The 23,935-nt window shown below is 49.8% G+C and carries 24 protein-coding genes; 12 read left to right on the top strand and 12 right to left on the bottom strand.

Annotated elements, in window-relative coordinates; all coding sequences use genetic code 11:
- Positions 1–2 precede the first annotated feature (2 nt).
- Genes Q8M75_RS06955 through Q8M75_RS06945 form a run of 3 tightly spaced genes read left to right on the top strand, consistent with a single transcriptional unit; the run spans position 3 to position 1,523 of the window.
- Positions 3–581, top strand: a complete 579-nt coding sequence (locus Q8M75_RS06955; protein ID WP_305487747.1) for a chromate transporter — start codon at positions 3–5, stop codon at positions 579–581.
- Positions 582–1,118: a chromate transporter gene (locus Q8M75_RS06950; protein ID WP_305487745.1), complete on the top strand. Its 537-nt coding sequence runs from the start codon at positions 582–584 to the stop codon at positions 1,116–1,118.
- Between the two features lie 9 nt (positions 1,119–1,127).
- Positions 1,128–1,523 (top strand): dihydroneopterin aldolase, encoded by a 396-nt coding sequence (locus Q8M75_RS06945; RefSeq protein ID WP_305487742.1) that lies wholly within the window; start codon positions 1,128–1,130, stop codon positions 1,521–1,523.
- A gap of 10 nt (positions 1,524–1,533) precedes the next feature.
- On the opposite strand, the gene Q8M75_RS06940 is transcribed toward Q8M75_RS06945, so the two are convergent.
- A complete protein-coding gene (locus Q8M75_RS06940; RefSeq protein WP_305487740.1) occupies positions 1,534–2,199 on the bottom strand; it encodes a glycosyltransferase family 2 protein in 666 nt (221 codons plus the stop codon).
- A gap of 195 nt (positions 2,200–2,394) precedes the next feature.
- Here Q8M75_RS06940 and Q8M75_RS06935 point away from each other — a divergent pair, with 195 nt between their 5' ends.
- Both Q8M75_RS06935 and Q8M75_RS06930 read left to right on the top strand, forming a co-directional pair.
- A complete protein-coding gene (locus tag Q8M75_RS06935) occupies positions 2,395–2,739 on the top strand; it encodes a HigA family addiction module antitoxin (protein WP_305487738.1) in 345 nt (114 codons plus the stop codon).
- Between the two features lie 30 nt (positions 2,740–2,769).
- Entirely contained in the window at positions 2,770–3,429 is a 660-nt protein-coding gene (locus Q8M75_RS06930) for a putative quorum-sensing-regulated virulence factor (protein WP_305487736.1), read from the top strand.
- A gap of 10 nt (positions 3,430–3,439) precedes the next feature.
- Here Q8M75_RS06930 and Q8M75_RS06925 read toward each other — a convergent pair whose 3' ends face one another.
- Both Q8M75_RS06925 and Q8M75_RS06920 read right to left on the bottom strand, forming a co-directional pair.
- On the bottom strand, positions 3,440–6,997 hold the full coding sequence (locus tag Q8M75_RS06925; RefSeq protein WP_305488222.1) for an exodeoxyribonuclease V subunit beta: 3,558 nt from the start codon (positions 6,995–6,997) through the stop codon (positions 3,440–3,442).
- A 5-nt stretch (positions 6,998–7,002) separates the two neighbouring features.
- Positions 7,003–10,014: a PD-(D/E)XK nuclease family protein gene (locus Q8M75_RS06920; RefSeq protein ID WP_305487732.1), complete on the bottom strand. Its 3,012-nt coding sequence runs from the start codon at positions 10,012–10,014 to the stop codon at positions 7,003–7,005.
- 97 nt (positions 10,015–10,111) lie between these two features.
- Between Q8M75_RS06920 and trxA the strand changes: the two genes are divergently transcribed.
- The 5 genes from trxA (at position 10,112) to Q8M75_RS06895 (ending at position 15,929) form a co-directional block, all read left to right on the top strand.
- Positions 10,112–10,438, top strand: coding sequence for a thioredoxin TrxA (trxA, locus tag Q8M75_RS06915; protein ID WP_305487729.1), 327 nt, complete (start codon positions 10,112–10,114; stop codon positions 10,436–10,438).
- Positions 10,439–10,756: 318 nt separating this feature from the next.
- Positions 10,757–12,019 carry a transcription termination factor Rho gene (gene rho / locus Q8M75_RS06910; protein WP_305487727.1) on the top strand — a complete coding sequence of 421 codons (1,263 nt, stop codon included), beginning with the start codon at positions 10,757–10,759 and terminating at the stop codon, positions 12,017–12,019.
- A 179-nt stretch (positions 12,020–12,198) separates the two neighbouring features.
- Entirely contained in the window at positions 12,199–12,561 is a 363-nt protein-coding gene (locus tag Q8M75_RS06905) for a type B 50S ribosomal protein L31 (protein ID WP_305487725.1), read from the top strand.
- Positions 12,562–12,677: 116 nt separating this feature from the next.
- Complete coding sequence (locus tag Q8M75_RS06900) at positions 12,678–14,396, top strand: glycosyltransferase family 39 protein (protein ID WP_305487723.1); 1,719 nt, start codon at positions 12,678–12,680, stop codon at positions 14,394–14,396.
- Between the two features lie 144 nt (positions 14,397–14,540).
- Positions 14,541–15,929: an MATE family efflux transporter gene (locus Q8M75_RS06895; protein ID WP_305487722.1), complete on the top strand. Its 1,389-nt coding sequence runs from the start codon at positions 14,541–14,543 to the stop codon at positions 15,927–15,929.
- Between the two features lie 36 nt (positions 15,930–15,965).
- Here the strand turns inward: Q8M75_RS06895 and ppk2 are convergent, their stop codons facing one another.
- Together ppk2 and Q8M75_RS06885 are read right to left on the bottom strand one after the other, a co-directional pair.
- Positions 15,966–16,739, bottom strand: coding sequence for a polyphosphate kinase 2 (gene ppk2, locus Q8M75_RS06890; RefSeq protein ID WP_305487720.1), 774 nt, complete (start codon positions 16,737–16,739; stop codon positions 15,966–15,968).
- Complete coding sequence (locus Q8M75_RS06885) at positions 16,739–17,110, bottom strand: hypothetical protein (RefSeq protein WP_305487718.1); 372 nt, start codon at positions 17,108–17,110, stop codon at positions 16,739–16,741. Before Q8M75_RS06885 ends, ppk2 begins: the two co-directional genes overlap by 1 nt.
- A gap of 134 nt (positions 17,111–17,244) precedes the next feature.
- On the opposite strand from Q8M75_RS06885, the gene modA reads away from it, so the two are divergent.
- Positions 17,245–18,000: a molybdate ABC transporter substrate-binding protein gene (gene modA, locus Q8M75_RS06880; RefSeq protein ID WP_305487716.1), complete on the top strand. Its 756-nt coding sequence runs from the start codon at positions 17,245–17,247 to the stop codon at positions 17,998–18,000.
- Between the two features lie 19 nt (positions 18,001–18,019).
- Here modA and Q8M75_RS06875 read toward each other — a convergent pair whose 3' ends face one another.
- Genes Q8M75_RS06875 through Q8M75_RS06855 form a run of 5 tightly spaced genes read right to left on the bottom strand, consistent with a single transcriptional unit; the run spans position 18,020 to position 21,458 of the window.
- The gene (locus Q8M75_RS06875; protein WP_305487715.1) at positions 18,020–18,562 is read right to left on the bottom strand and encodes a DUF3299 domain-containing protein; all 543 of its coding nucleotides are present in this window, start codon (positions 18,560–18,562) and stop codon (positions 18,020–18,022) included.
- Positions 18,559–19,794 (bottom strand): ABC transporter permease, encoded by a 1,236-nt coding sequence (locus Q8M75_RS06870; RefSeq protein ID WP_305487712.1) that lies wholly within the window; start codon positions 19,792–19,794, stop codon positions 18,559–18,561. Before Q8M75_RS06870 ends, Q8M75_RS06875 begins: the two co-directional genes overlap by 4 nt.
- Positions 19,791–20,483: an ABC transporter ATP-binding protein gene (locus tag Q8M75_RS06865; RefSeq protein ID WP_305487710.1), complete on the bottom strand. Its 693-nt coding sequence runs from the start codon at positions 20,481–20,483 to the stop codon at positions 19,791–19,793. Before Q8M75_RS06865 ends, Q8M75_RS06870 begins: the two co-directional genes overlap by 4 nt.
- A gap of 5 nt (positions 20,484–20,488) precedes the next feature.
- The gene (locus Q8M75_RS06860) at positions 20,489–21,013 is read right to left on the bottom strand and encodes a DUF2796 domain-containing protein (protein WP_305487707.1); all 525 of its coding nucleotides are present in this window, start codon (positions 21,011–21,013) and stop codon (positions 20,489–20,491) included.
- A complete protein-coding gene (locus Q8M75_RS06855) occupies positions 21,000–21,458 on the bottom strand; it encodes a Fur family transcriptional regulator (RefSeq protein ID WP_305487704.1) in 459 nt (152 codons plus the stop codon). The genes Q8M75_RS06860 and Q8M75_RS06855 overlap by 14 nt, the downstream gene beginning before the upstream one ends.
- A 113-nt stretch (positions 21,459–21,571) precedes the next feature.
- Between Q8M75_RS06855 and Q8M75_RS06850 the strand changes: the two genes are divergently transcribed.
- Positions 21,572–22,801: a GTP-binding protein gene (locus tag Q8M75_RS06850; protein WP_305487702.1), complete on the top strand. Its 1,230-nt coding sequence runs from the start codon at positions 21,572–21,574 to the stop codon at positions 22,799–22,801.
- A gap of 6 nt (positions 22,802–22,807) precedes the next feature.
- On the opposite strand, the gene Q8M75_RS06845 is transcribed toward Q8M75_RS06850, so the two are convergent.
- Together Q8M75_RS06845 and Q8M75_RS06840 are read right to left on the bottom strand one after the other, a co-directional pair.
- The gene (locus Q8M75_RS06845) at positions 22,808–23,239 is read right to left on the bottom strand and encodes a glycine zipper family protein (protein ID WP_305487701.1); all 432 of its coding nucleotides are present in this window, start codon (positions 23,237–23,239) and stop codon (positions 22,808–22,810) included.
- Between the two features lie 35 nt (positions 23,240–23,274).
- Positions 23,275–23,826 carry a hypothetical protein gene (locus Q8M75_RS06840; protein WP_305487698.1) on the bottom strand — a complete coding sequence of 184 codons (552 nt, stop codon included), beginning with the start codon at positions 23,824–23,826 and terminating at the stop codon, positions 23,275–23,277.
- Positions 23,827–23,935: the final 109 nt, after the last annotated feature.

The following is a 23,935-nucleotide window of genomic DNA, read 5'->3' as shown; positions in this document are numbered from 1 at the left end:
CCGTGCTGAATTCATCACCGACTCCATCTGCAGACCTTACTAAACTAAGCGTTTCGTTAGTCGATCTGTTTCTGCAATTTTTAATTGTAGGTGCAGTCAGCTTTGGTGGCGGCATTATTGCCTATGAGCGGATTCTATTAGTCGAGAAGCGTAAATGGCTTAATGCCGATCAGTTTATGGCATACCTGGCCATCAGCCAAACGATGCCTGGCCTTAACTCTGTCAATCTAGCGGTATTAACCGGCGACCACTTAAGAGGCATGAAAGGATCAATCATTGCCTTAATTGGACTAGTATTGCCCGGCTCTACCTTAGTTCTCTTGCTGGGTTTTGTCTATACCGCACTAACGGATCATGCGATTACGGTTTTACTATTAACGGGCATTGCAGCTGGTGCTACTGGCTTGCTGGCGGCGGTTACGTATCGAATTGGTGATGCTCACTGGAAAAAGCCCATCTCCCTTTTGCTGATTGCAACCACCTTTATTTTGATGAGCATCGTTAAGTTGCAGTTGCTTGAAGTATTAGCAATTATGCTTCCTATTGGCCTCTTCATTTATCGTCCAAAGAGTAAAAGCTAAATGGTATTACTGCACCTTGCACTTACCTTTGCCATGCTGTCTTTGCTTGCCGTAGGCGGCGGCACCGCCGTCTTGCCCGAGATGCAAAGCATCTTATTGCATGAGTTTGACTTGACGCACGATCGATTTGTGCATATTTACAGTCTAGGCCAATTGGCGCCAGGACCCAATATGCTGATGGTGCTCGTGATTGGCTTGCAAGTCGCCGGAATACTTGGCGCTGCTGTGGTTTTTTTATCCTTCTTTATTCCGTCTAGTGTCTTGTGTTTATTTGTAGGGCGTCTGTGGATCAAGATGGGGGAGAGTTCCTGGCGTAGAGCCATTCAAAATGCGCTGGAGCCAATCTCGATTGGTTTAATGGTCTCTGGGGTCTACGCCGTCGCAAAAGCGGCGGCTACTAGCCCCATTACCTTCGGGCTTGCTCTTGTCGCCTTTGTTATCTTAGTCCGCACCAAAGTCAATCCAGTCCTCGTTATTGTGGCGGCCGGAATACTGTTTTCTGTTCAGCATATGCTGAGTTCTCACCTACTAAGTTAAATAATCTCTATGACTACAAATGCCAGCATTGAACTCAAGGACCTGAGGCTTCGCACCGATATTGGCACCTATCAACCAGGCGATACTGTGCCGGATGCGCATCTACTCGATCTAGCACTATGGATTGATACAGGCCTTGTTTTAATTGAGGCAGACGGTATGGCACATGTATTTGACTATGACCCGCTCATACTAGAGATTGATCGACTTGCAAGAGACTGTCATTACGAAACACAAGAGCGGCTGATTAGCCGTATCGCACAGGCATGTTCCGCCCACTCTGAAATCATCGCCATGGAAATCAACTTACGCAAAAGCCCGGTTCACAATGGTTCTGGATCGCTAGGCGTAAAACTTCACCTCGATGCGACTGCCCTGAATCAATTACGAGCATCAAACAAGTAAAGCAAACGGATTACTCTTGCGATGCCAATTCTTGTAGGTACGGTGCGTAATCTGCCACTCCATACTTTAAGAAGTTTTCACGATGCCGGCGGTAATAGAGCAAGCCCTCTTGAATGCTAGAAACAGAAGCCCCCTGCTCTTGCATCTTATCCCAAAGATTCCAGTCCTCTTGTGGATTAGAGCGATCCGCAAAGCGCTTTTGGTAGCCAATTTGCTTACCCAAAGCCGTGCGATACATCATTGAGCCATGGTGCAGACCTTGCCGATCCCAATACAAATCGCCTTGGCGAAGCTCGGTTTGGCCAGGAACGCGTAAGGTGATCTCTGCTTTGAGCTCCCCCGTAACAACGATGTCATAGGTCACAACATCGGCGCTTGCATTAGCGGTAAGCAACTCAATGGAATCGGAGCGCAGCCAGTTATCAGCGCCAATAAAGAGAACGTACTCGGTCTCTACCCGAGAAAGCATGTCCTGGAAATTGGCTACGGTGCCTAAGTTATGTGGGCGCAGAACGTATTCGATGTCGGGATACAGTATCGGCAAATGACCACAGTCATGCGCTCCATCATCCACGAACAGAATACGCTCCGGCATACAGCTTTGCGAGAGCAGCGATTCAATGCAATGTGCTGCGAGGTGCCCGTATCGATACGAGGCAATAACAACTGTAATCATGAGCCGCATTAGAGCATAAATCCGTGACTCTTTCTTGACAGTGCTATTAATGACGATACGGAAAGGACTATTTCTTAAGGATGCCTTTGGTTTTAGGAGCTTATACACAAATAGCATCCTTGACCGTTTTTTACTGTAAGGTTATACTTTACACATATAGCCCTAATTTAAAATGCGTATTAAAGCTCTATGTAAGTGGCACTTGTTATATCAACCTGGAGAACTACCATTAATACATTACGCAAGCGCCCTCCAACGCATCCGGGGGCTATCTTACGAGAGGATGTCTACCCAACACTGCAAATCTCGGTATCGGAGTTTGCGAGGCACTTAGGCATATCCAGACAAACCTTGCATGCCGTACTGTCTGAACGAAGTGCCATCTCTCCAGAGCTTGCCTTACGATTGGGCACTTTTTTAGGCAATGGTCCGCAGCTTTGGATTGAGATGCAGTCACGCTACGATTTATGGCAAGCAGAACGCAAGTTAAAAAAAATCCTGCCGCGTATACCTGCTTACAGCGATCTTTTGGCGGCTTAATTACTAAAACAATTTAGAGAGACATTACCCATGCCAAATGCCATCATTTTTGATACCGAAGCAACCGATAAAAACAATCCGGTCATTATTGAGGCGGCATGGCTGGAGCTAAGCTCTTTGAGTCCATTTACGACTGGCAATCCCTGGGTACAGCGCTATAACCCAGGCAAACCAATTAGTCTGGGGGCTTTAGCAACCCACCATATTTTGGATGAGGAGCTGATCGATTGCCCGCCAAGCAGCTCTTTTGCTTTACCAGTAGATACGCAGTACATGATTGGTCACAATGTTGATTTTGATTGGGCGGCGATTGGCAATCCCGATATCAAGCGCATTTGTACCTTAGCCTTGGCTCGATCCATTTGGCCTGAGCTCGATAGCCACAATCAAAGCGCCCTACTCTATTTTCTGGATCGCACCAATGCAAAGGACATGCTCAAAAATGCCCATAGCGCTTTAGCTGATGTCGGCATCTGCGCTGTTATCCTGCAACACATTTGCCAAGTCCGCTCGATCACTAGCATGGAAGCACTCTGGCTCGCCTCTGAAAACGCCAGATCACCCAGCGTCATGCCCTTTGGCAAACACAAAGGGATGGCCATCGCAGATGTACCTGCCGACTACAAACGCTGGTTGCTCGGCCAAGGCGACATTGACCCTTACTTACGCAAAGCCTTAGAGGCTCGCTAGTAGAGCAGTCTCAAACTAGTTGCAGCAGCTCTCCCGCTGCTGAAACCAAATAAGCCTCAATGGGTTTATCGTGTCGGATGCGCTGTAGACCACTCGCATACTGTTGCAACTGCTTTTGATACAGGGCCGATTTACGATCGCCCTCCTTGGGTAGACTGAGTTTGTAATCCAAAATCACCAAGCGATCGGCAAACTCCACTAAACGATCAAAACGTGTATGGATGGTCTTCTTGCCTTGTTCATCTGGCATTGATTCATTTTCATCGATGGTCATCAGCACATCGATTTCATTCCACGCCTGAACCCAGTCACCGTTCAGCAAATAGGGTTTCAAAGCCTCAGTTTCTAAGACTGCTTTCGCCCGAGATAAGGCTAACATAGCCCTTGCCTCATCAATGCCAAGCCAATTCATGGCGTGCGTCAGACTAGGCAAATCCGAGATAGTGCTACCACTTTGGAGTGTGCAGCATTCCAAGAGCGCATGAAAATACACGCCGTCCTCCAAAATGCGGGGGTCGATCTCGGGCTCTGTTAGATCCTCTACTGCATTGGTCTTTGTATTTCCACTCTCGATATTGGCTAATTGCACGGCATGACTGGATTTAGCCACATCCCACTCGATGACAAAGTCATCGAGTGAAAATGACATGCCTGTATTGCTTTGGCTTTGGGCAGTCAGTTTGTGATCATTCGGCGGCGTAGTCACTTCCTCCGATATCGCAAAGTCAGGTAGCTGCGCTGATTGAATGCGGTAATACCAAGAATTGAGATCAATGCCATCTTCTTTAGTGGAGGATTTTGCGACGCCGCTAATCCACAGGCCTTGCTTAGCGCGGGTCATGGCTACGTAAAGCGCATTCCAGTTTTCATTTGAAGCGATGCGCTGCTCTTCTTCCTGAATCTGTGTGCGGGGATTGGTAATGGTGTCTTTGGTAAAGACTGATAAATGAATTGGCGCCGATTCATTGGGAGGCCAGTCGAGCAAGATACCGCGATGCTGATTCATGCCGGTGGTGTGATTGGCATCAAGCAAGACCACAAATGGCGCTTCCAATCCTTTAGCGCCGTGAACCGTCATCATACGTACGCGTTTGTTGCGATCCGCATCGGAAAGTCCGCCGCCATCCTCTAGCTCAATCGATTCTGCGGCCTCACTTTCGAAATCCATCTCTCCCTCATCCGGAGTTTCATCATCGTCGCCTTGGCGCATCGCCTTTATCTCAGCGATAAAGCGGCCCAAACTCGGATAGCGTCCACCATCGTGATTGAGGGCAAGCTCTAAAAAGGCGTCAATGTTTGCTAAGACCTGCGGCCGAAGTAAATCATCGGACGCAATCGCATAGCGCATGCGCACATCATTTTCAGCATAGATTTGATCAAGCAAGTCATGTACTGGTAAGTGCTCGCCCAAAACACGCCAGTGCTCGAGGTATCGCCCTGCTCTCAGTAAAGCTGGATCTGAGCTGGCCTGCAAGGCATCCCACCAGGATCGGCAGCCCTCAGTTGCCAGCGCAATCGCAAGCGACTGCATTTGGTCTTCGCTTGCGCCAAAAAGAGGACTGCGCAATACCTGTGCTAACGGTAAATCGTGGCGTGGCGTCACTAATACTGTTAAGAGTGCGATCAGATCATCAATCTCGAGAGTATTTAATAAGCCCCCAAGCCGTGAACTCTCAAACGCCAGTCCGGCTTCACGCATGGCGCGCTCGTATTGCGGTAAGTACAGGCGGCGCTTTACTAATAATAAGAAATCACTCGGCCGTGGATCACGCCACACCTGTTTGCCATTTACCATCTCCAGCACGCGCCGCGTTTGCATCACCTCGCAAATCATTTGGGCGATGCGCTGCCCCTCACGATAGCGCTGCATCACAGCGCCAGTCTCACTGGCATCCGGCAATGGGCTGGCAAAGGCATTACCCGATCGCCCATTTACCTCGTGTTCCTCCAGGGGAATCAAGGGAAGTAAATAAGCTTCGCCCTGATTGGCCACATTTGCTTTTGCATCAGGTAAATCTGGCGCTGTCCATGCTGTAGTTTGAAGCGTATAGGGGTAGCTTTCAGGTAAGAGTTCGCTGGTAAAGGTGCGATTAACGGCGCTATTAATTGCGGGTGCATTACGGCGCGTTACATCCAGCTCAATAAAGTCGGCGCCCATCTCGCTTTGCAAAAAGTCTTTGGCAGCATCAAATAAGCGCGGATCGGCGCGCCGAAAGCGGTAAATCGATTGCTTTGGATCGCCCACAATAAAAATACTGGGCTTATTTGTATCGGCACCATACCCTTCGAGCCACGACCGTAGGATTTGCCATTGCAAGGGATTGGTATCCTGAAACTCATCAATCAAGATATGCTGGTAGCGTGAATCCAGCCGGGCCTGAAGGTAGGCGGCATGACTTGAATCCGCCATCAGCTGACTCACCCCAATCTCCAAGTCATCAAAATCACGCACGCGCATTGCTTCTTTACTTGCCTGCACATGGGCGAGCATGGCAGCGCTCATCGCGAACCAGGCGGCATTAAGTTGTAAAGCGGCTGCTTCGCGATCGCGCTGAACATTAAGCAAAAATGCATCTGCCCAGGCCTCTTTACAGGCAATGTAACCAGACTCACTGATGCCCTGATCCGCTTTACTTAGCCATTTTTTTAGATCGGCGGATACTTTGGTATTGGCGGTGCGGGCCGTTTTTTCTTTTGTGAGAAAAATTGCTTCCAGCGCCGCAATCAGGGCAGCCTGTTGCGTGATATTCAATCCGGCTCTCTTGGCTTCGATTGCGCTTTCAATCACTGCACAGTACTTTTTTTCGGTTGGCGTACTGTTGGCAAAGCAGCGTACCAAGAGCTCCAAATCGGCAAGGGTATTCGGGGCATTCCACATTTGCAATACTGCATCCGGAGCCCTGAACTGGGTCAGTATTTGCTCTAGCTTCTGAATGGGGCTCATGCCTTGCTCAGCGCAGCGTGCCTCAAAGAAAGTCCACGCGCCCCGCTGTTTAAATGCGCTATAGCTGCCCGTTAAGAACTGCAGGGTTTCATGGGCGCCAAGCTGCTGCAGAAGGGATTCGTAATGCGGCTTAAGCTCCTTGGGAACTTGACTCCACCAATCGGCTAAACATTCTTCTTGGAGGCGCTTACTGTCTTCGCGCAAACTAAATCCTGGCTGAATACCGATCGATACCGGAGCGGCGCCCAAGAGCTTGCCAAACCAACCGTGGAAGGTATCAATCACAATCGCTTGCGGACTAGCGAGTACGGTTTCATATAAGGCGCGGGCGTGCGGTATGGCAGATCTAGCCTCGGCGTCATTCAGGCCACGCTGGGCAAGCGCTGTAATCAATGCAGCATCATCGCTTCTAGCAAACTCCTCTAAGAGGCCATACAAGCGCTCGCGCATCTCTTGCGCAGCCTTACGGGTAAATGTCAGTGCGAGGATTTCATGAGGTTTAGCGCCGGCCAATAAGATACGCACCAGACGTGCCACCAGCAACCAGGTCTTACCGCTACCGGCGCAGGCAGACACCATAACCGAGCGCGCTGGATCACACGCGCGCTGCTGATTGGATTGCATTGGGCTCACCACATCCCCTTCCTGCAAATGCCACGCGATTCACAATAGCGACACACGCTATCGGGCGCAAATGCATTGAGGGTTTTACGCGCCCACAATAGTTCTACATCCTCGGTGATTTGGGCCATGGATTGGAGCGCCGTATCGGCGAGGTCGGCAACAGCAACCGAACGCTCTGCACTGCCATGGCGATTTTTTATATCGGCTTTCAGGGCAACCCACTCAGCATCCGTCACCGTTCGCCCTTGCATCGGTACATTCGAGTCAGCATCCGTTACTGCTCTAGCGTAAATTAATAACTGCGGATCATCTAACACGCTCGCGGCACGATCGCGGACTTTTTTAACTGTCTGGTGCTTATAGTCGAGCACTGCGGCGCTTGCCGAATCAATATGGGTATCGATGCGATCCACATACCCTTCGATCCGCATCATCCGCAGGCCTCCGTCTTCGGCTGTGAACGGCAAATCAAAACCAACATGGAGTTCACCATCGAGGTAACGCCAGCCGGCAGACTCACGCTCCAATTGCCACTCAATAAAACTCGGTATTTGTTTCTGCCAATCGCGCAGTACGCCGAGCACGCGCTCGTCACCCTCAATAAACCGAGCAAAGATCCGTTCAGATGTCTGGTTTAAATGCTGCGTCATCCACGCACGTCGCTTGTCACTGCCGTAGGCAATCGCAGATAAATTGGTTTGCTCGTGGGTTTTGAGTGCACGGAAAAATTGATGCAACACTGCATGAATCGCTTGCCCAGCCAAGGAGGCATCGATGCCCTCATCAAAGCCATGCTGCTTGCGTAATCCCAGCAAGCTGCGGACATAGTAGCGATACGGACAATCTCGTAGGGTGCGATACGAACTTGGACTCATCGATAAAGGCAAAGGCAATGCAGCATTGGGCGTCGCGCTAGCGCCGTCCATGCGCACGCTGGTGCCGACGCGCTTTACACTGCCAGAGCAGGATGTTTGGGTTTCCGTCTGCCACTTTGGTAACGCCATTTGCAAGCGCTGAATCCATGCTGCGGCGCGAATGGGCTCGCCATTGGCGCTTTTACTTTGCCAGAGCAGGTCCACTGCAGGGCAACTGACCAATAGCTGCGAGAGGTCACGCGCTTGTTGTTTGAATTCATTTTCAATCGTCGATCCGTGGAGCAATCGATTGAGTGCTTCTGAAAAAAACAGGGGTGGCTCTGAAAATGCCGGTAATTGATTTTCATCACAGCCAACCATAACCACGGCATCGAATTCCCGTAAGCGCGTAGAGCTTAAGGGCAGGATGCTGAGATTAGCATGGGCCTCTTTGCTGTCCTCTTGATACGAAGCCTCTTCAATGGCGGAGCTTAACAGGCTGATCCACTCACTCAGTCGCAACTGAATTGACTTGATGCTATTGGGCTGCAAGGGCATCTCTAAGGTCAGGAGTACATCGAGCAATTGCTTGCCGGCAGAATCGTCGGCCAAGGTGGTTGCCATACCGAATGCGGTGATGTCACCCTGCAACTGCTGGTATGCCTGACTGACATCCACGTTTTTACTGCGCCACTGAACGCTTCGGCCGCGCACGAACTGCAGTAACTCCAATAGCAATGGATTGGCGGGCGCTTGACGAAAAACAGTGCCGTAGCGCACTCCTTCCATGGCAATGTAAAAGGATTCCCATCCCGAATGGGCTTGAGCGGCAATCAAGCGATCCTCCAGTTCGGCAATCAAGCCGTTGCAGTCTTGGGGATCTTTTCCTAAGATGGCCGGGATATCGACAAACGGGTTTTGCAAAAACTCCAATAGGTCGGCGGCGCTCGGACCTTCTTTGGGAGCTCGGATTAGGGAGAGCCAACTGTGCAGCGCTGCTGCAGCGCGTGTCGTCGATAACTTCCAGCCGGTTTCATCCCGAATCGCGAGCGCTGGACCAAAACGCGCTAATAGCGCGCGCGTCCGGCGGGCTGCTAAACGGTCTTGCGCAACCAGCGCTATGTTTTTCTTGCCAGAAATGATGTGCTCTTCAACGCTTTTGGCAGCCATCCATGCCAACTCTTCAAATCGATTGGCCGAAAGCAAACGCCACTGACCTCGATACGCGGCTTTAGCATTGTGGATCGCGTCTTGTTTTGCTTGGCTTACTTGGCCTGCTTCAGCCTCTCCTGCCGATAGAGCTTCGGGCCACAAACCCACATCGCTCCAGTTCAGGCTGATATCAACTACTGGGGCATGGACTGCGTACTCATCCATAAAGCGCTGCATCACAGCACGTTCACTTGCCAATCCATCGGCGGTTTGAACCCAAACGAAAGGCCTTGCATGCTGTGCCTTTTTAGCAGCCTCTTGGTATGCCGCGAGCGCAAGGTGCTTGCGCACAATCGGATTACCTGCATCACTGAGGTAGCGCCAAAAGAGTAGCAATACTTCCGCCTCTCGGTCGACTACTTTACGGGCTAGTGCTGGATAAGCCTCCTCAATGGCCTCTTCCAGTAACTTCTCAAGTAGGCTTAGCCACCCATCACTGGATGCCCCGCCCTGCTGGGGCTCAAGCAACAATGTGGGCTGGGATAACACCACGCTTGATAAGGTATCGCAAGCGGCAATAATCGCTTGAGCCAAACCCCAGGCGCCAGCCTCACTCTCCGCCTTAAACCAGGCACGCAGCTTGGGGTGAGCTTGAAGCGCAGCATATACGGCCAGCCAACGCTCTATAGGGGTTTGCACCTTGGGAAAGGTCCAGCTTTGCGGAGCTGATCCCAGCCAATCACTCAAGCTCATCACCTCAGGCAAAAAGGCAATCTGGGGTGGGATTTTGGCTGGGCGATGGCGCTCCAAGCTACTGCGCAAGGCCATTAATGGTCCAGCTGTACTGAGCACAACCAGCGGCCGCTGACCGGTTTGCTTGGCCACATTCCAGATGGCGCCAGAGAGGGTTTCTAAAGCGTTGCGGTCAGGAGGAACAGACCACGCCAGCGGCTGCCCATACCCTGGCGCATCACGCAAAGGGAAAGTCGGAAAGGCGGCGGGGGTTTTCATGGTCAATCGGATTTATGCGGTAATCTGTTGTTTTAGGCAGAAAAGCTGGCTTATTGCTAATATAAGCTTCGACATACTAATAAATAAGGAATTTTTCATGGGTGCCGGCATTAAATACGTCAGTGACGCTTCATTCGAGCAAGATGTTCTCCAATCCGATAAGCCAGTTTTGCTTGATTTTTGGGCAGAGTGGTGCGGTCCTTGCAAAATGATTGGTCCTATTTTGGAAGAGCTGTCGACCGAGTACGGCGACAAAATCCAAATCGCCAAAATGAACGTAGACGAGAACCAAGGCGTTCCAGCGCAGTTTAATATTCGCGGCATTCCAACCTTGATCCTTTTCAAAGGGGGCGCAGTAGCCGCTCAAAAAGTAGGCGCGCTCTCTAAGTCCCAGTTAGCCGCCTTCATCGACGGCAATATTTAAGTATCCCGCAAGACAGGCTCACTATTCGAGCCTGTCTTTGCTTGCCTCTTTTGCTGGGAAACCCTTTTTTGACCGTGTATCTTGCCAAATGGCTTTTTTGGTGTAATATTCTTTAAACGCACTATTCAGTGCTTCCCCACTTCTGGCTCTACATCCCCCTCTTCTTTGTTTCTTGATTTTTTCCCTGATTGATTCCAAGCTCATTTTTTGGCGCGCCCATTTGATTTTGACTTCCCACTAACGTAACGCACCTTTTTTGGCTCGCCGCCGTTCTGGCAGCAACCAGCCCCCACTTTTCTACTGATACGACTAAACACAATGCAATTAACTGAATTAAAAGTACTCCACGTTTCCGCCCTCCTCGAGATGGCAGCTAGCCTCGAAATTGAAAATACCCAGCGGATGCGCAAACAAGAATTGATGTTTGCGATTTTGAAAAAGCGGGCCAAGTCTGGTGAATCCGTATTCGGTGATGGCGTACTCGAAGTATTGCCAGACGGCTTTGGCTTTTTACGTTCGCCCGAAGCCTCCTATATGGCTTCGCCCGACGACATTTACATCTCGCCCGCCCAAATTCGTCGCTTCAATCTACATACGGGCGATAGCGTTGAAGGTGAAGTTCGCACACCAAAGGACGGTGAGCGTTACTTTGCACTGGTCAAGGTCGATAAGATCAATGGCTTAGCACCAGAGGCCCTGAAGAACCGCATCATGTTTGAGAACTTGACGCCCCTTCACCCTAATCGCACCATTCATTTAGAGCGCGACATTAAAGCCGAAGAGAATTTAACCGGTCGCATCATCGATATGATCTCGCCGATTGGCTTTGGTCAGCGCGGCTTAATCGTGTCTTCACCCAAGTCAGGTAAGACGGTCATGATGCAGCACATTGCCCATGCCATCTCCACCAATTTCCCGGATGCCATTCTGATTGTGCTGCTCGTTGATGAGCGCCCCGAAGAGGTTACCGAAATGCAGCGCTCCGTTCGCGGCGAAGTCGTTGCCTCTACCTTTGATGAGCCAGCAGTGCGTCACGTTCAAGTTGCCGAGATGGTGATTGAAAAAGCCAAGCGCTTGGTGGAAATGAAAAAAGACGTGATTATTTTGCTCGACTCCATTACTCGCCTTGCTCGCGCGTACAACACCGTTGTGCCATCGTCTGGCAAAGTATTGTCGGGCGGTGTCGATGCCAATGCCTTGCAGCGCCCAAAACGCTTCTTCGGTGCAGCCCGGAATATTGAAGAAGGTGGCTCCTTAACGATTTTGGCCACCGCCTTGATTGAAACCGGCAGCCGCATGGATGACCTGATTTATGAAGAATTTAAGGGCACCGGCAATATGGAAGTCCACCTCGAGCGCCGTTTGGCTGAGCGCCGAGTCTATCCTGCGATTAACCTCAATAAATCCGGCACCCGCCGTGAAGAATTGTTGGTCAAGCCTGAAAATCTCCAAAAAATCTGGGTTTTACGCAAGTTATTGGCCGATATGGACGACATTGAGGCGATGAACTTCATTGTCGATAAGCTCAAATCGACCAAGAACAATGGGGAATTCTTCGATCTGATGCGCCGCGGAGGCTAAGAAGCCTAGGCTAGGTGGATCGCAAATCTAGCCTTTCTTATTGATTTCATGGCATAATTTCGTCTTTGCGACACCTTGGGTGTGGCTTTTTTTGATTCACCGTTGTATTTACTTTTACCTGGGCAAGTATTTCACTTCTCTCACTGGAACTGAAACGGCTACCTGCAATAAGGACACTTATGAAACCTGGCATTCACCCTGATTACCGCGAAGTTGTTTTTGTCGATGTTTCCAACAACTTCAGCTTTAAAACCCGCTCGACCATCACCACCAAAGAAACCGTGAAATGGGAAGACGGCAAAGAATATCCGCTCTCCAAAATTGAGACCTCTTCAGAGTCGCATCCTTTCTACACCGGCACCCAGAAGATTATGGATACCGCTGGCCGGGTTGAGAAATTCCGTCAGAAGTTTGGTAGCAAAGCCGTTGCTAAGGCAACTGGCGATGGCGCTGCTAAAACGGCTGAGAAAAAAGCAGCTGCTGCTGAAACCAAAGCTGCTGAGAAACCAGCGGCCAAAAAAGCAGCTCCCAAGAAGGCGTAATGATTTTGTGGGGGTAAGTTGCTTCTCTCCCGCAACCCTGAAAAGGCAGCCTGTGCTGCCTTTTTTCTTAGCTGTAATTGATATCGCCCAAATGCAATTTCACCATCACCACCTGCATGGTTAAACTCACCGCCGCCGCTACTGCATCGATTCCACGCACAGTTATCTTTGCATTAACGCTCATCTATGGTTTGGCCGGTCTATTCCAACGAGACCCTTGGAAGAACGAGGATGCCATCGGCTTTGGCGGTATGTGGTCGCTATACCAAGGCAATCTCCAGGATTGGCTGATCCCTCACTTAGCTGGGCGCGATGCTGCCCTCGGCGCGCCACTGCCATATTGGCTTGGCGGCTTACTGATGGAATGGTTTGGACCACTCATTGGCCTAGCGAACGCTAGCCGACTTTATTCGGCCCTGTGTTTTTTTGCAGCTGCTCTTGCCATTTGGTATGCCACCTATCTATTAGGGCGCCGACGTGAATTACAGCCGATGGCACTAGCGGTCGGCGGTCAACCGCAATCCAAGGCATACGGCATGACCTTGGCGGATGGTGCTCTGCTTATATTCTTAGCATGTGTTGGCTTAGCTCAGCGCACTCATGAAACCACCCCCATGATGGCTCAATTGATGGGTATTAGTTTTGTGCTGTACGGCACCGTGCGTGGACTCGATAAGCCTTGGCAAGGTGGTGCATGGACTGGCCTGGGCGTGATGGTCTTGGCACTATCCAGTAATCTATACCTCACCATCCTCGTTATCTTGGCAACCGTGAGTGCAGTATTTGTCAGTAATGCGCGATTGCGCTTTCGCTGGTCGCTCACATCGGTCGTATTGGGTCTGATTGGCTTTGCGCTTTGGCCCTTACTGTGGTTCCTATTTGATTTAACCGAATCTCAGCGGGCCAATGCATTGGATGCGTGGATCAATGTGCCGCCGATGCAGAGTAGTCCTTCCGCTGAATCGATTGGCTTTCTGGGCGTGAACTTCTGGCTTTATGCCTGGCCAGTGTGGCCGCTCGCCATCGTGGCAATCGCGCATTGGGCTCGCGAAAAAAATGCGGGGTCTTGGCGTGCGGCCCATTTATGCATTCCACTGGGCCTCATACTCAGCGGAATCATCTACGTACTTCTGCGCGTTGATGCGAACGAACACGATTTGATCGTATTGATCCCGCCCATGGCCATTCTGGCTATTTTTAGCTTGCCGATTCTGAAACGCAATCTGATTAGCTTTATTGATTGGCTGGCGATGCTGAGTTTCACCATTATTGGTATAGCCATTTGGGTCATTTGGCTGGCGAAGATCACTGGATTTCCGGCCAGCACCGCAGCCAATGTGGCCCGCTTTATTCCAGGCTATGAGGCGCAGTTTAGTTTGACCGCCTTTGTGATTGCCATTGGTATTACCGGCCTTTGGATTGCAGTGATTCGCTGGCGCACTTCGCGCGCACCCAAAGTAATCTGGCGCTGTTTAATTATTTCGGCTTCGGGTACGGTGTTAATGTGGGTACTTCTCATGACCCTTTGGCTGCCCACCATTAATTACGCCAAAACCTACCGCTTTGTAGCTGAGCGATTGGTACAAGCAGCCCCAAAAGATGCGCGCTGTATTGATACTAGCAATATTGGCTCCTCGCAGCTAGCATCCTTTAGTTACTTCACAAAACTCCCCTTGCGGGATGATGCCAGCTGCCCTTATGTATTGACCCACAGTCAGTTAGAGGCAAAGGCCTACGCTAGCCTCAATCAAAAAACGATTACTCTGCTGTGGGAAGATCGGCGGGCAGCCGATCGTGCGGAGCGCTTGCGGCTTTACCGCGTGACGCCTGAATAGCCGATTCATTCAATATGCTTGTTTAGATCCTGCACAGCAAGATCGAAAAACCACTGAACATGCTTTATCGGCGAAGCAGTAAAATAGCTCCTTGAAGAACACAAACATTACAGTCGGCCTCTTGTCGCTGATTAACCACTTCCCATGCTTCTAAGACTCTCTCGCTTACGCGAGGATATTCCGGCATTACTTAAGTTAGCAGGCCCACTGCTGGTGGGTCAACTTGCCGTAATTACCTTTGGGGTGCTCGATACCGCCATGACGGCGCGTTACTCTGCAGATGATTTAGCGGCGTTGGCAATGGCCTCCGCGATTTTTATTAGCGTATACGTGGGGCTTACCGGTGTTGTTTCAGCATTGGCTCCAATTGCCGGTCAACTATTCGGAGCAAAACGCTATGATGAAATCGGTGAAGAGGTTCGCCAGGCTATTTGGCTTGCAATACTGCTCAGCCTGTTTGGCGCATTGGTTCTTTGGAATGCCGATTTGATCTTGGATATTTCGCAAGTCAGTCCCGAGATTCACGCCAAAGCCAGTTTATACATGCACATCCTCGTGCTGGGATTGCCTGCCAGCATGGTCATGCGCGTACTCGTTGCCTTACACAATGCCGTATCTCGGCCCACCATCATTACGATCGTGCAATTGATTGGCTTAGCTGCTAAGTTCCCGCTCAACTATTTGTTTATCTATGGGGCTTTTGGGATTGAAGGCATGGGAGGTCCCGGCTGTGCAGTAGCAACGGTCATCATTAATTGGCTCTGGCTACTCATTACCTTATGGATTGTGATCGCCGGGCGTTTTTATAAGCCCTTTGCCCTATTCGCTCGATTTAGTAAACCCGATCCACACCGCATCGGCGTCATGCTCAGACTGGGTATGCCGATTGGCTTTAGTTACCTCATTGAAGTAACCTCATTTACCTTCATGTCCCTCTTTATTGCTCGTCTTGGTACAGAAACCTTGGCTGGGCATCAAATTGTGGCCAATATTGGTACCGTGATCTATATGGTTCCTTTATCCCTATCCATTGCGACCATGACCTTGGTATCGCAATCGATTGGCGCCAACCAACAATCAAAAGCCGAGCAGATTGGCTGGTCCTCGGTCTTTTTTACGACTACTGCCTGCGCCGTCATTGGACTCACAGCCTGGTTTTTCAGGACCGAATTACTTAACTTGTACGACCCCCCAGAGGAAGTAAAGCAGTTTGCTATTCCGCTCTTTTTATTTATCGCTTTCTATCAAATATTTGACGCCCTGCAAGTCAGCGCCGCTTTTATTCTGCGCGCCTACCGCATTGCATTTTGGCCAATGCTGATTTATGCCCTCTCACTCTGGGGTGTTGGGCTGGGTGGCGGCTATATGCTGGGTTTTAATATCACCGGCAATGTGCCATTGGCCTTGCAAGGTGCGAGTGGCTTTTGGGCGGCCAATAGCCTGAGCTTGGGGGTTGCTGCCGTCTTTCTGCTGTATCTTTTCAAGCGCACTGCGGTCCGCTTTCAGAAAACGCATCCGCCAGTATTGGTTTAGTCGGGATTGCCTTGGCCTGAATGGGGAGCCCACACCCTACTTCTCTAAAGCGCTGACGTTGCCATTCCATCGAAACGCGATGCTCTGATCCGGCGCTGCCATTTTTTTATCTCTACCGGCATAGTCAATTCGCAATAAAAGATCCCGAATTAAATTGAGGTGCGCTTCTTTTTTATTGTTGGCGCGCACGATGGTCCAGGGCGCTTCTGCTGTACTGGTCTTGAGTAACATGGCATTGCGGTAGCTACTGTACGCATTCCATTTCTTTTGGGCCTGCTGGTCAATGGGGCTGATCTTCCATTGCTTAAGGGGGTCTTGCTCACGTGACTGAAGTCGCTCTTTCTGCTCTTTCTTTGAAATATCCAAGTAGTACTTCAGCACAGTGATGCCCGACTGAATCAAGATCGATTCCAGCGGATTAACAGTAGACATGAATTCAGCGTACTGCTTTTTGCTACAAAAGCCCATCACCATCTCAACGCCAGCCCGGTTATACCAACTCCGGTTAAAGAGCACGAATTCACCTCGCTTGGGTAACTGAGCGATGTAGCGCTGAAAGTACCACTGGTCAAACTCCACATCGGATGGCTTGCCCAGCGCAACCACCCGAGTCTCGCGTGGACTTAGGTGCTCGGTAATTGCTTTGATCGTACCGTCCTTGCCGGCCGTATCGCGACCCTCCAATACAACTAGGATCTGATCGCCGTTTGCAATGAGGCTTTTCTGGAGTTTGACGAGCTCAATCTGCAGTAGCCTCAGCTCTTGATCGTAACTCCTGGGCTCCGCATCATGGGCTGCGCTTTTACCCACTAAGTGTTGACCTTATTCACTGGATTACCACTCACTGCCGGTGCGGTAACTTTTGAAGGCGCTTTTTTGGCAGCCGCCTTTTTAGGAGCGACGCGTTTTACTGCTGCCTTTTTTGCTGCTCCTTTTTTTGCAGGTACTCTCTTTACTGCGGCTTTTTTAGTGGGGGCTTTTCTTGCCACCACTTTTTTGGCGGGGACCTTCTTGCTGGCTGCCTTTTTAGCTGCTTTTTTTTGTTTTACTGCGGCTTTTTTGGCCTCACTGGCCGCCTTAGAGGCACGGGCTTTTTCTAATTTTTTAATTAAACTTGCTTTACTTGCCTCAAGCTTATCGAGCTGTTTGGTTAATTTTTTAATGGTCTTTGTGTTACTCATTTTAATACCCTCGCGATTCATGCAATTAAGTGAACTACTATCGAATCATCGTATGACGATTTAGTAGTGATTTCAAGGAATTGTGACAGTTTAGGGTCATTTTTTTAGTGTATAGATTCGATTATGATGACTGTATGGCGCCCATCAAATTCATCCTAAGCCTTTTCTTGGTCACACTCTGCACTACAGTCCACGCTCAAGTCAGCACGATAGCGGTTGCAGTCAATATGAAGGATGCCTTCCTTGCTATTGAGAAAGAATTCAAAACAGATAACACGACTGATTTTCGGGTTGTCTATGGGTCATCCGGCAATATTTCCGCCCAGATTTTGAATGGTGCGCCATTCTCGCTCTTTATCTCGGCAGATGAGAGCTACCCACTGGAGCTCTTTAAGCGGAAAATGACAAGGGATGAAGGCAAGGTCTATGCCATTGGCAAAATTGCCTTGCTCAGTAAAAAATCAACGGGTATCGCGCTCCGGAGTAGTAAGGCAGAGCTCACGAAGGCAATCAAACAAGCCAATAAGATTGCCATTGCAAAACCCGAATTAGCGCCCTATGGCAAAGCAGCAGTCGAATATCTAAAAGCCGAAGGCCTCTGGGATCTAGCTAAAGACAAACTCGTCTATGGCGATAACATCAGCATGGCAACGATGTTTGTTGCCAGCGGGTCAGCCGATATTGGCTTTACCGCCCTATCCTTGGCACTGGCACCAGGGGTTGCAAAAGAAACGGAGCATTTGGTTTTAAATCCTGCACTCTATGAGCCAATCCGGCAACGCATGGTTCTGATGAAAAATGCACCTCAGGAAGCCGTTGCCCTCTATCAATTTATGCAATCGCCGAAAGCGCAGGCCATATTGCGACGCTTTGGCTATCAAATACCGTAAGCCACAGCATCAAGCCTTGCTAACGATAGGGTGTTACTTTATCAGCCTTAATAACGTAAGCACTCGTACCTGCTTCTGAGAAAGTACGCTCTTCGCCAAGGGTTCCCTCTACCCAAATGGCATCCATCGTTCGGGTTCGAGTTCCTTTAGGAGGAATAATTAGAATAATTTGATTAGCTGGGGGTGGCGGTGAATGCACACAGGCACCAAAGTACGGCACAATCAAAAAATCACTGCTTTGCATCCGCTCTGCATCGAGTGGCACTACATAACCCGGAATGCGTACTTTTTTACCAATCATGTTTTTGACGATGGGGGCGGCATCCCAGGTTTTCTTTAATTTAGCGTAGGCCTCATCTGCCTTTGGGTCGCCATCCTCTGCGTTGGTAAAACGCTTCATCCGTGTTAGCTCTAAGATCACTTGTTTGCGCCAGCCGTCCGGAATTAACTCATCCCAATCGATATCTTTATAGGCGGTCGCTAGAGCGAGCAAGGGATGCGTTAGGCCAGCAGTAAACCCGGCAGTTAATAAAAGGCAGCGGCGTAAAAAGAGTCGTCTCATGGTGATGGTGGGTTTAATCCATCATGCAATGCCATTTTGTAGGCTTTTGCTGCTGGAATTGTTGCAAATAATAAAACGGTACATAAAACAATCAATAGCGATATCAGGTCGGCTGTATTGGGCAGTCCAACCGACGATACCACGCCCCACTCGGTACGCAACGGATCTGCATAAACGGCAATCAAGGCTTGTAAAAGCACCCATCCCGCTAGAATGCCAACAATACAAACCAAAAAAGCCTCCATCAGAATAAACAAGAGGATCTGCGGGGGTTTAGCGCCAATCGCGCGCAGAATAGCCAACTCACGGCGCCGGTTATCGAGGGCAATCAATAAAGTTGCTGTAATACCAAGAATGGTCGTGAGTAAAACCCCATACGCAATCAGGATAAGGGCATTTTCTGCCACCTCCATGGTGGACCATAAATCATCGAGGGCAACCCCCGGCATAACTGCCATCAGATTGGCATTTTTTAAATCATCAATTTGGCGACGCACAGAAAAAATACTGCCACGGCTCTTTAATCCAATAAAAAAGGCATTCACCCGCGAATTGGGATCGAGCTTAGCAAACTGCAATTGACTACCATCCTGTGCATCATGCAAGGAATCGAATGCTTGGGTCGATATGTATAAAGCCTGATCAATCGGCGTACCGGTTGGCGCCAAAATCCCGACGACTTTAAATGGCGAATCGCTATGGTCTTTTTTAGGCCCACTACCCGACCCATGGGCAATTGCAATTTGATTGGAAATCGTCAGCCCTAAGCTCTTTGCTACCCGCGACCCGAGCACCACATCAAATGATTCTGGACTAGTTAGTGCTTTACCCGTTTGAATCACCAAGGGACGCCCCTGGGCTTTCACTTTCTCAAAAAATAAAGTATTGGTTCCGACTACCGGATAGTTACGGTAACTATCGCCCAACTGAATCGGCACAATCCAATCCACCGCCGTAATGGCAGCAATATCCCTGTCAAGGCGAGCCGGAATCGTATTGGTGGGCTTGCCAAGATGAAAGACGCTATATAAGATTAATTCAGCGGGACTTCCCTTTGATCCAAGCACTAAATCAACACCGCTAATGGCATTGGAAAAGCTCGTTTTTGCATCGTCTCGAATCTTTAATACGCCAAGCAAAATCGCTACCGAGATAGCGGTAGATAGAACCATGATCAATAGGGCCCCTTTACGAGCAAGGGCGCTTTGTATGGCGAGGCGCAGCCAAATCATGATGAACTCACCTCGGCAAGCTGCAATTGCCGATCAAAATACGGGGATAGCCGTGGATCATGACTCACCATCAATAAGGCTGTCTGCTGTTCGTTTGCCAAGGCAAAAAAGAGCTTTAACAATTGCGTTTGATTTGCTTCATCCAAAGCCGAAGTGGGCTCATCGGCAATCACAATCGATGGCTTACCCATAAATGCGCGAGCTGCAGCGACCCGCTGCTGCTGACCAATGGATAGGCGGTGTGCTGCTTGGTTTTCTAGATCGGTAGATAGGCCAAGGTGATTCATGTAGTAGCGCAAAGCATGATCCAGGCTTCCAAATTGCGCAAGGGCGGCTGCTTGGCGTTTAGCAAACAAGTGGGCAGGCAATAAAATGTTATCGCGAACACTTAAGTAAGGCAATAAATTGAATTGCTGAAAGATAAAACCCATCTGCTCGCCGCGCAGCTGATCTTTAGCGGATGCGCTTAAGCCATGAATATTTTCTTCATGAATCCAGATCGAGCCCGAGCTAGGCTCTACTACCCCAGCCAATAAGTTAAGTAAAGTGCTTTTACCGCAGCCGCTAGGCCCGGTGATTAATAGTTTCTGGCCAGGGTATAGCTCAAAGGAAACATCGCTATACAGGGGCTTTTGCTTAGGCCAAGCAAACGCCAGGTCTACTGCCCGTATGGCAGCCGTCGATTGCAATGCCGTCAATTGAATATAACCGTGTTGGATTTAGCGTTAGCCGTACTGGATTTTTGGCCGCTGGGGCCAACGAACTCCACTCGAACTTCTTTTAAGTGCTTTGTATCTTTAAACAGATGAATCGTCATTTGCTTGATGGCAGCAGGCTTGGCGCAGGTAAATTCCAGCTGATAATGCAAATCAGCATGTTTGTTGGCAGCATCGCGAACAATTTTATTTTCCAGAATGGTTGGCTTGCATTCTGCTTCCGCGTTCACACTAAAGAGCGTGGCAGGGCTCAGTAAGCGCTGATTTAGGGTATTAATAGCATCTGTTTCTGCCTGGTTTTTGGGTGGGCGCTCAAAACCGACCAAGGCTTGTAAAGGCGAAGTAAAGTGGCTAAGGATGCGATTTTTATCCAGCGTGATTTCTAAGTTTCCTTTGCCATGCTCATGCGCATGGCTGTGCTTTTGCTGGGCAAACACAAAAGGAGTCACTGCTACCGAGACCAACGCGCAGCAGAGGACATAAATCCCTTTACGAACAATCATTGCATCTCCCATGCACATTAAATGAAATTGCAAACGCAGCATCGCCTTTGCGCTTGAGTTGATTACTAAATTGTTCCAACAGCGTGACCAACGGGGATGACCGAGGCAGATTGAAGTGCTGATGACACGATTCGCATTCGTACAAATCATTTAACTGATCGCGCTCGCCGGTATAACGCCATACTCGATCGGATCCCAATACCTTGTCGATCAGCTTAACGTGGCTGAGTCGATCCAAAATACGATATAAGGTGACCGAATCCACTACATTGGACGGCTTTTGCTGGCTAAGATAATCCTGCAGATCGTCATGGGAGACAGGAACATCCAAGCTATGGATAGTTTTGAGAACGGATACAGCAGCACGAGTAGCACGCAGACCCTTAGAGCGGATCAACTCCTCACATTCGGAATCGGCTGTAATTGGATTGCGTAGCAAGGACATGGAGTAAGGTCTTATTGCATTTAGTTACGATAGATGCTGGTATCATATTGCAATTGAGTTGCATTAACAAGACCTGATGACTGACCTAAACTACCCATAACAAAGGCACGCCGATGCAGCACAATCCAGAAAAGCGTCTTCCGGTCACGGTTTTATCGGGATTTTTAGGTGCAGGTAAAACCACCCTACTCAATCGAATCCTAGCTAATCGCGAAAGACTCAAAGTTGCCGTAATCGTAAATGATATGAGCGAGCTCAACATTGATGCCTCTCTGATTGCTAAGGGCACTAACAATGCCGGGGCCGCCCTCTCTCGAACCGATGAAAAATTGGTTGAGATGAGCAATGGCTGTATTTGCTGCACGCTTCGTGAAGACTTGCTCATCGAAGTACGCAAGTTAGCCCAAGAAAATCGCTTTGACTACCTCCTGATTGAGTCCACCGGGATTGGAGAGCCGATGCCCGTTGCTGCGACCTTTGATTTTGAGGATGAGGAAGGAAGCTCACTCAGTGAGGTTGCCCATTTAGATACGATGGTGACCGTGGTTGATGCCGTCAATTTATTCAAGGACTACCACTCCGAAGACCTTCTAGTCGATCGGGGAACCATTGCCGATGAAACCGATAACCGCAGTTTAGCCAGTCTACTAACGGAGCAAATTGAGTTTGCGAACGTCATCGTCATTAGCAAGATTGATTTAGTAGATGAGCAAGCGCTCGCAAAAGTGACGGCTGTGGTCAAAGCCCTCAACCCAAGTGCCAAGGTAATCTTCGCGAAGCAGGGAGACGTTCCACTGCAATCGATCTTAGGAACGCAGTTGTTTGATTTTGAACAGGCCAGCGCTATGCCAGGCTGGATCCGCGAATTGGAGGGACAACACACCCCCGAAACCGAAGAGTATGGCATCCAGAGTTTTATTTACACCTCGCGTGAGCCGCTCGATCCAGTTCGCTTTGCGGCCTTCTTAGGGCTGCCACTGACTGGTGTTCTGCGGGCCAAAGGCTATGTTTGGTTAGCCAGCCGTCCTGAATGGGCCATCGCATATTCGAGGTCCGGCAATATTGCCAATGTAGAGCCGGCTGGTTACTGGTGGGCCGCAACCGAGCGTGCGGAGTGGCCAGATAAAAATGATCCCGAATATGCGGACATACTAGAAAGCTGGGAAGAGCCCTATGGCGATCGCGTCAATGAGATTGTGTTTATTGGGCAGCACCTTGATCGCCCAACAATTGAGTCGATTCTGAAAGCATGCGAACTTACTGCAGCTGAAAAATCACTGCCGCAATCCCACTGGAACTCAGTCGAAGACCCCTTTCCAGTTTGGGACCGCATCGAAAACTAAAACAGCTTAACGCAGCGGCCTAAAGCTAGGAACCTGATTGCCCTTGGCGTACATGCACTGCTGATAAGCAATGTTGTATTGGGTTTGTGCTTGATCTTCTTTATTGGATGCGCCCATTGCGCCCATCGCCGAGCCGCCCAAAAGACCAATACCTGCTCCTGTTCCAATGTTCTGACTACTTCCCCCCTGAATGACTGCTCCAGCAGCGGCGCCAATAGCAGCACCAATCAATGCACTGGTAGCGCCCTGCTTCAGCGCGGCGTTAGAGGTATCTTCTACTGCCTTTGCTGCAAAGGTCCTGCACTCTTGATCTTCTTTTTGGAACACATCAAATGGCTTACCCTCCCTTGGCATCACGGTAACCGTTGGGCCAGTCGGAGCCGATGCGCAGGCTGCTAAGGTCAGTATGAGTACAAATGGAACAAGAAAACGGGTCATAGTAGGTCTTTCAAATAAAACGGTAGGAATGGTAGCTAATTAATGCGTGCAGGATTAGAAGGCTTTTGTTGGCTTTGCGTTTGTGGCGGAGGTACCGCAGACTGAACCTGCCAACCTTCAGGGCATGCTCCTACATTCGGGAAATATTGCGCAGCGGATGCACAAAAATACCAAACTGGTGGCTGGGCTTGCGCCGCCAAGACAATCGGCTCAACCACAACCGGCTGAACATACACTGCAGGTGGTGGGCTAAACACGTATGGATAGCCAACTGGATAAGCAGGATATCCCCATCCATTGCCCCAAGCTGCATTCCACCCAGTACCCCAGCCGCCGTATCCGTAAGGTCCACCATTCCAGTAGCCCCGCCTAAATTCAGGCCCATAGGGCGCTCCATAACCGGGCCCATAGGCAATTGGGCGATAGCCATTGCCACCCGAAACACCAACAGCGACATTCCATCCGCCGGCGCTAGCCGGTGCGGGCATCGCCAAAAAAGCAATCGCAAGGAATGCGCCCGCCACGCCACAAACCCAAATACCGGTGATTTTCTTAAGCAATTGAGGCGTATTCGCAGATGGAGTCATCGCATATCCCTAACAGTTAGGCAGTGAAGATTGAAAACCTGAGTGCATGGATCAATTTAGCACTTCTTCTGTAATAACGCGGCACATAAGCAGAAGATGACAGACTTAT

Source organism: Polynucleobacter sp., assembly GCF_030693775.1.
In the GTDB taxonomy this organism is placed as follows: Bacteria; Pseudomonadota; Gammaproteobacteria; order Burkholderiales; family Burkholderiaceae; genus Polynucleobacter.
The sequence above is the reverse complement of the archived record's forward strand: the minus strand, read 5'-3'. Positions and strand labels throughout refer to the sequence as shown.

Coding starts and splice junctions, on each gene's coding strand:
- Q8M75_RS06850 (WP_305487702.1), top strand. CDS start 21,572: ATGCAGCACAATCCAGAAAAGCGTCTTCCGGTCACGGTTTTATCGGGA.
- Q8M75_RS06925 (WP_305488222.1), bottom strand. CDS start 6,997: ATGCAATCCAATCAGCAGCGCGCGTGTGATCCAGCGCGCTCGGTTATG.
- Q8M75_RS06945 (WP_305487742.1), top strand. CDS start 1,128: ATGACTACAAATGCCAGCATTGAACTCAAGGACCTGAGGCTTCGCACC.
- Q8M75_RS06930 (WP_305487736.1), top strand. CDS start 2,770: ATGCCAAATGCCATCATTTTTGATACCGAAGCAACCGATAAAAACAAT.
- Q8M75_RS06840 (WP_305487698.1), bottom strand. CDS start 23,826: ATGACTCCATCTGCGAATACGCCTCAATTGCTTAAGAAAATCACCGGT.
- Q8M75_RS06950 (WP_305487745.1), top strand. CDS start 582: ATGGTATTACTGCACCTTGCACTTACCTTTGCCATGCTGTCTTTGCTT.
- Q8M75_RS06940 (WP_305487740.1), bottom strand. CDS start 2,199: ATGATTACAGTTGTTATTGCCTCGTATCGATACGGGCACCTCGCAGCA.
- rho (WP_305487727.1), top strand. CDS start 10,757: ATGCAATTAACTGAATTAAAAGTACTCCACGTTTCCGCCCTCCTCGAG.
- Q8M75_RS06900 (WP_305487723.1), top strand. CDS start 12,678: ATGGTTAAACTCACCGCCGCCGCTACTGCATCGATTCCACGCACAGTT.
- Q8M75_RS06870 (WP_305487712.1), bottom strand. CDS start 19,794: ATGATTTGGCTGCGCCTCGCCATACAAAGCGCCCTTGCTCGTAAAGGG.
- Q8M75_RS06860 (WP_305487707.1), bottom strand. CDS start 21,013: ATGATTGTTCGTAAAGGGATTTATGTCCTCTGCTGCGCGTTGGTCTCG.
- Q8M75_RS06885 (WP_305487718.1), bottom strand. CDS start 17,110: ATGAGTAACACAAAGACCATTAAAAAATTAACCAAACAGCTCGATAAG.
- Q8M75_RS06895 (WP_305487722.1), top strand. CDS start 14,541: ATGCTTCTAAGACTCTCTCGCTTACGCGAGGATATTCCGGCATTACTT.
- Q8M75_RS06845 (WP_305487701.1), bottom strand. CDS start 23,239: ATGACCCGTTTTCTTGTTCCATTTGTACTCATACTGACCTTAGCAGCC.
- Q8M75_RS06875 (WP_305487715.1), bottom strand. CDS start 18,562: ATGAGACGACTCTTTTTACGCCGCTGCCTTTTATTAACTGCCGGGTTT.
- Q8M75_RS06920 (WP_305487732.1), bottom strand. CDS start 10,014: ATGAAAACCCCCGCCGCCTTTCCGACTTTCCCTTTGCGTGATGCGCCA.
- trxA (WP_305487729.1), top strand. CDS start 10,112: ATGGGTGCCGGCATTAAATACGTCAGTGACGCTTCATTCGAGCAAGAT.
- Q8M75_RS06905 (WP_305487725.1), top strand. CDS start 12,199: ATGAAACCTGGCATTCACCCTGATTACCGCGAAGTTGTTTTTGTCGAT.
- modA (WP_305487716.1), top strand. CDS start 17,245: ATGGCGCCCATCAAATTCATCCTAAGCCTTTTCTTGGTCACACTCTGC.
- Q8M75_RS06855 (WP_305487704.1), bottom strand. CDS start 21,458: ATGTCCTTGCTACGCAATCCAATTACAGCCGATTCCGAATGTGAGGAG.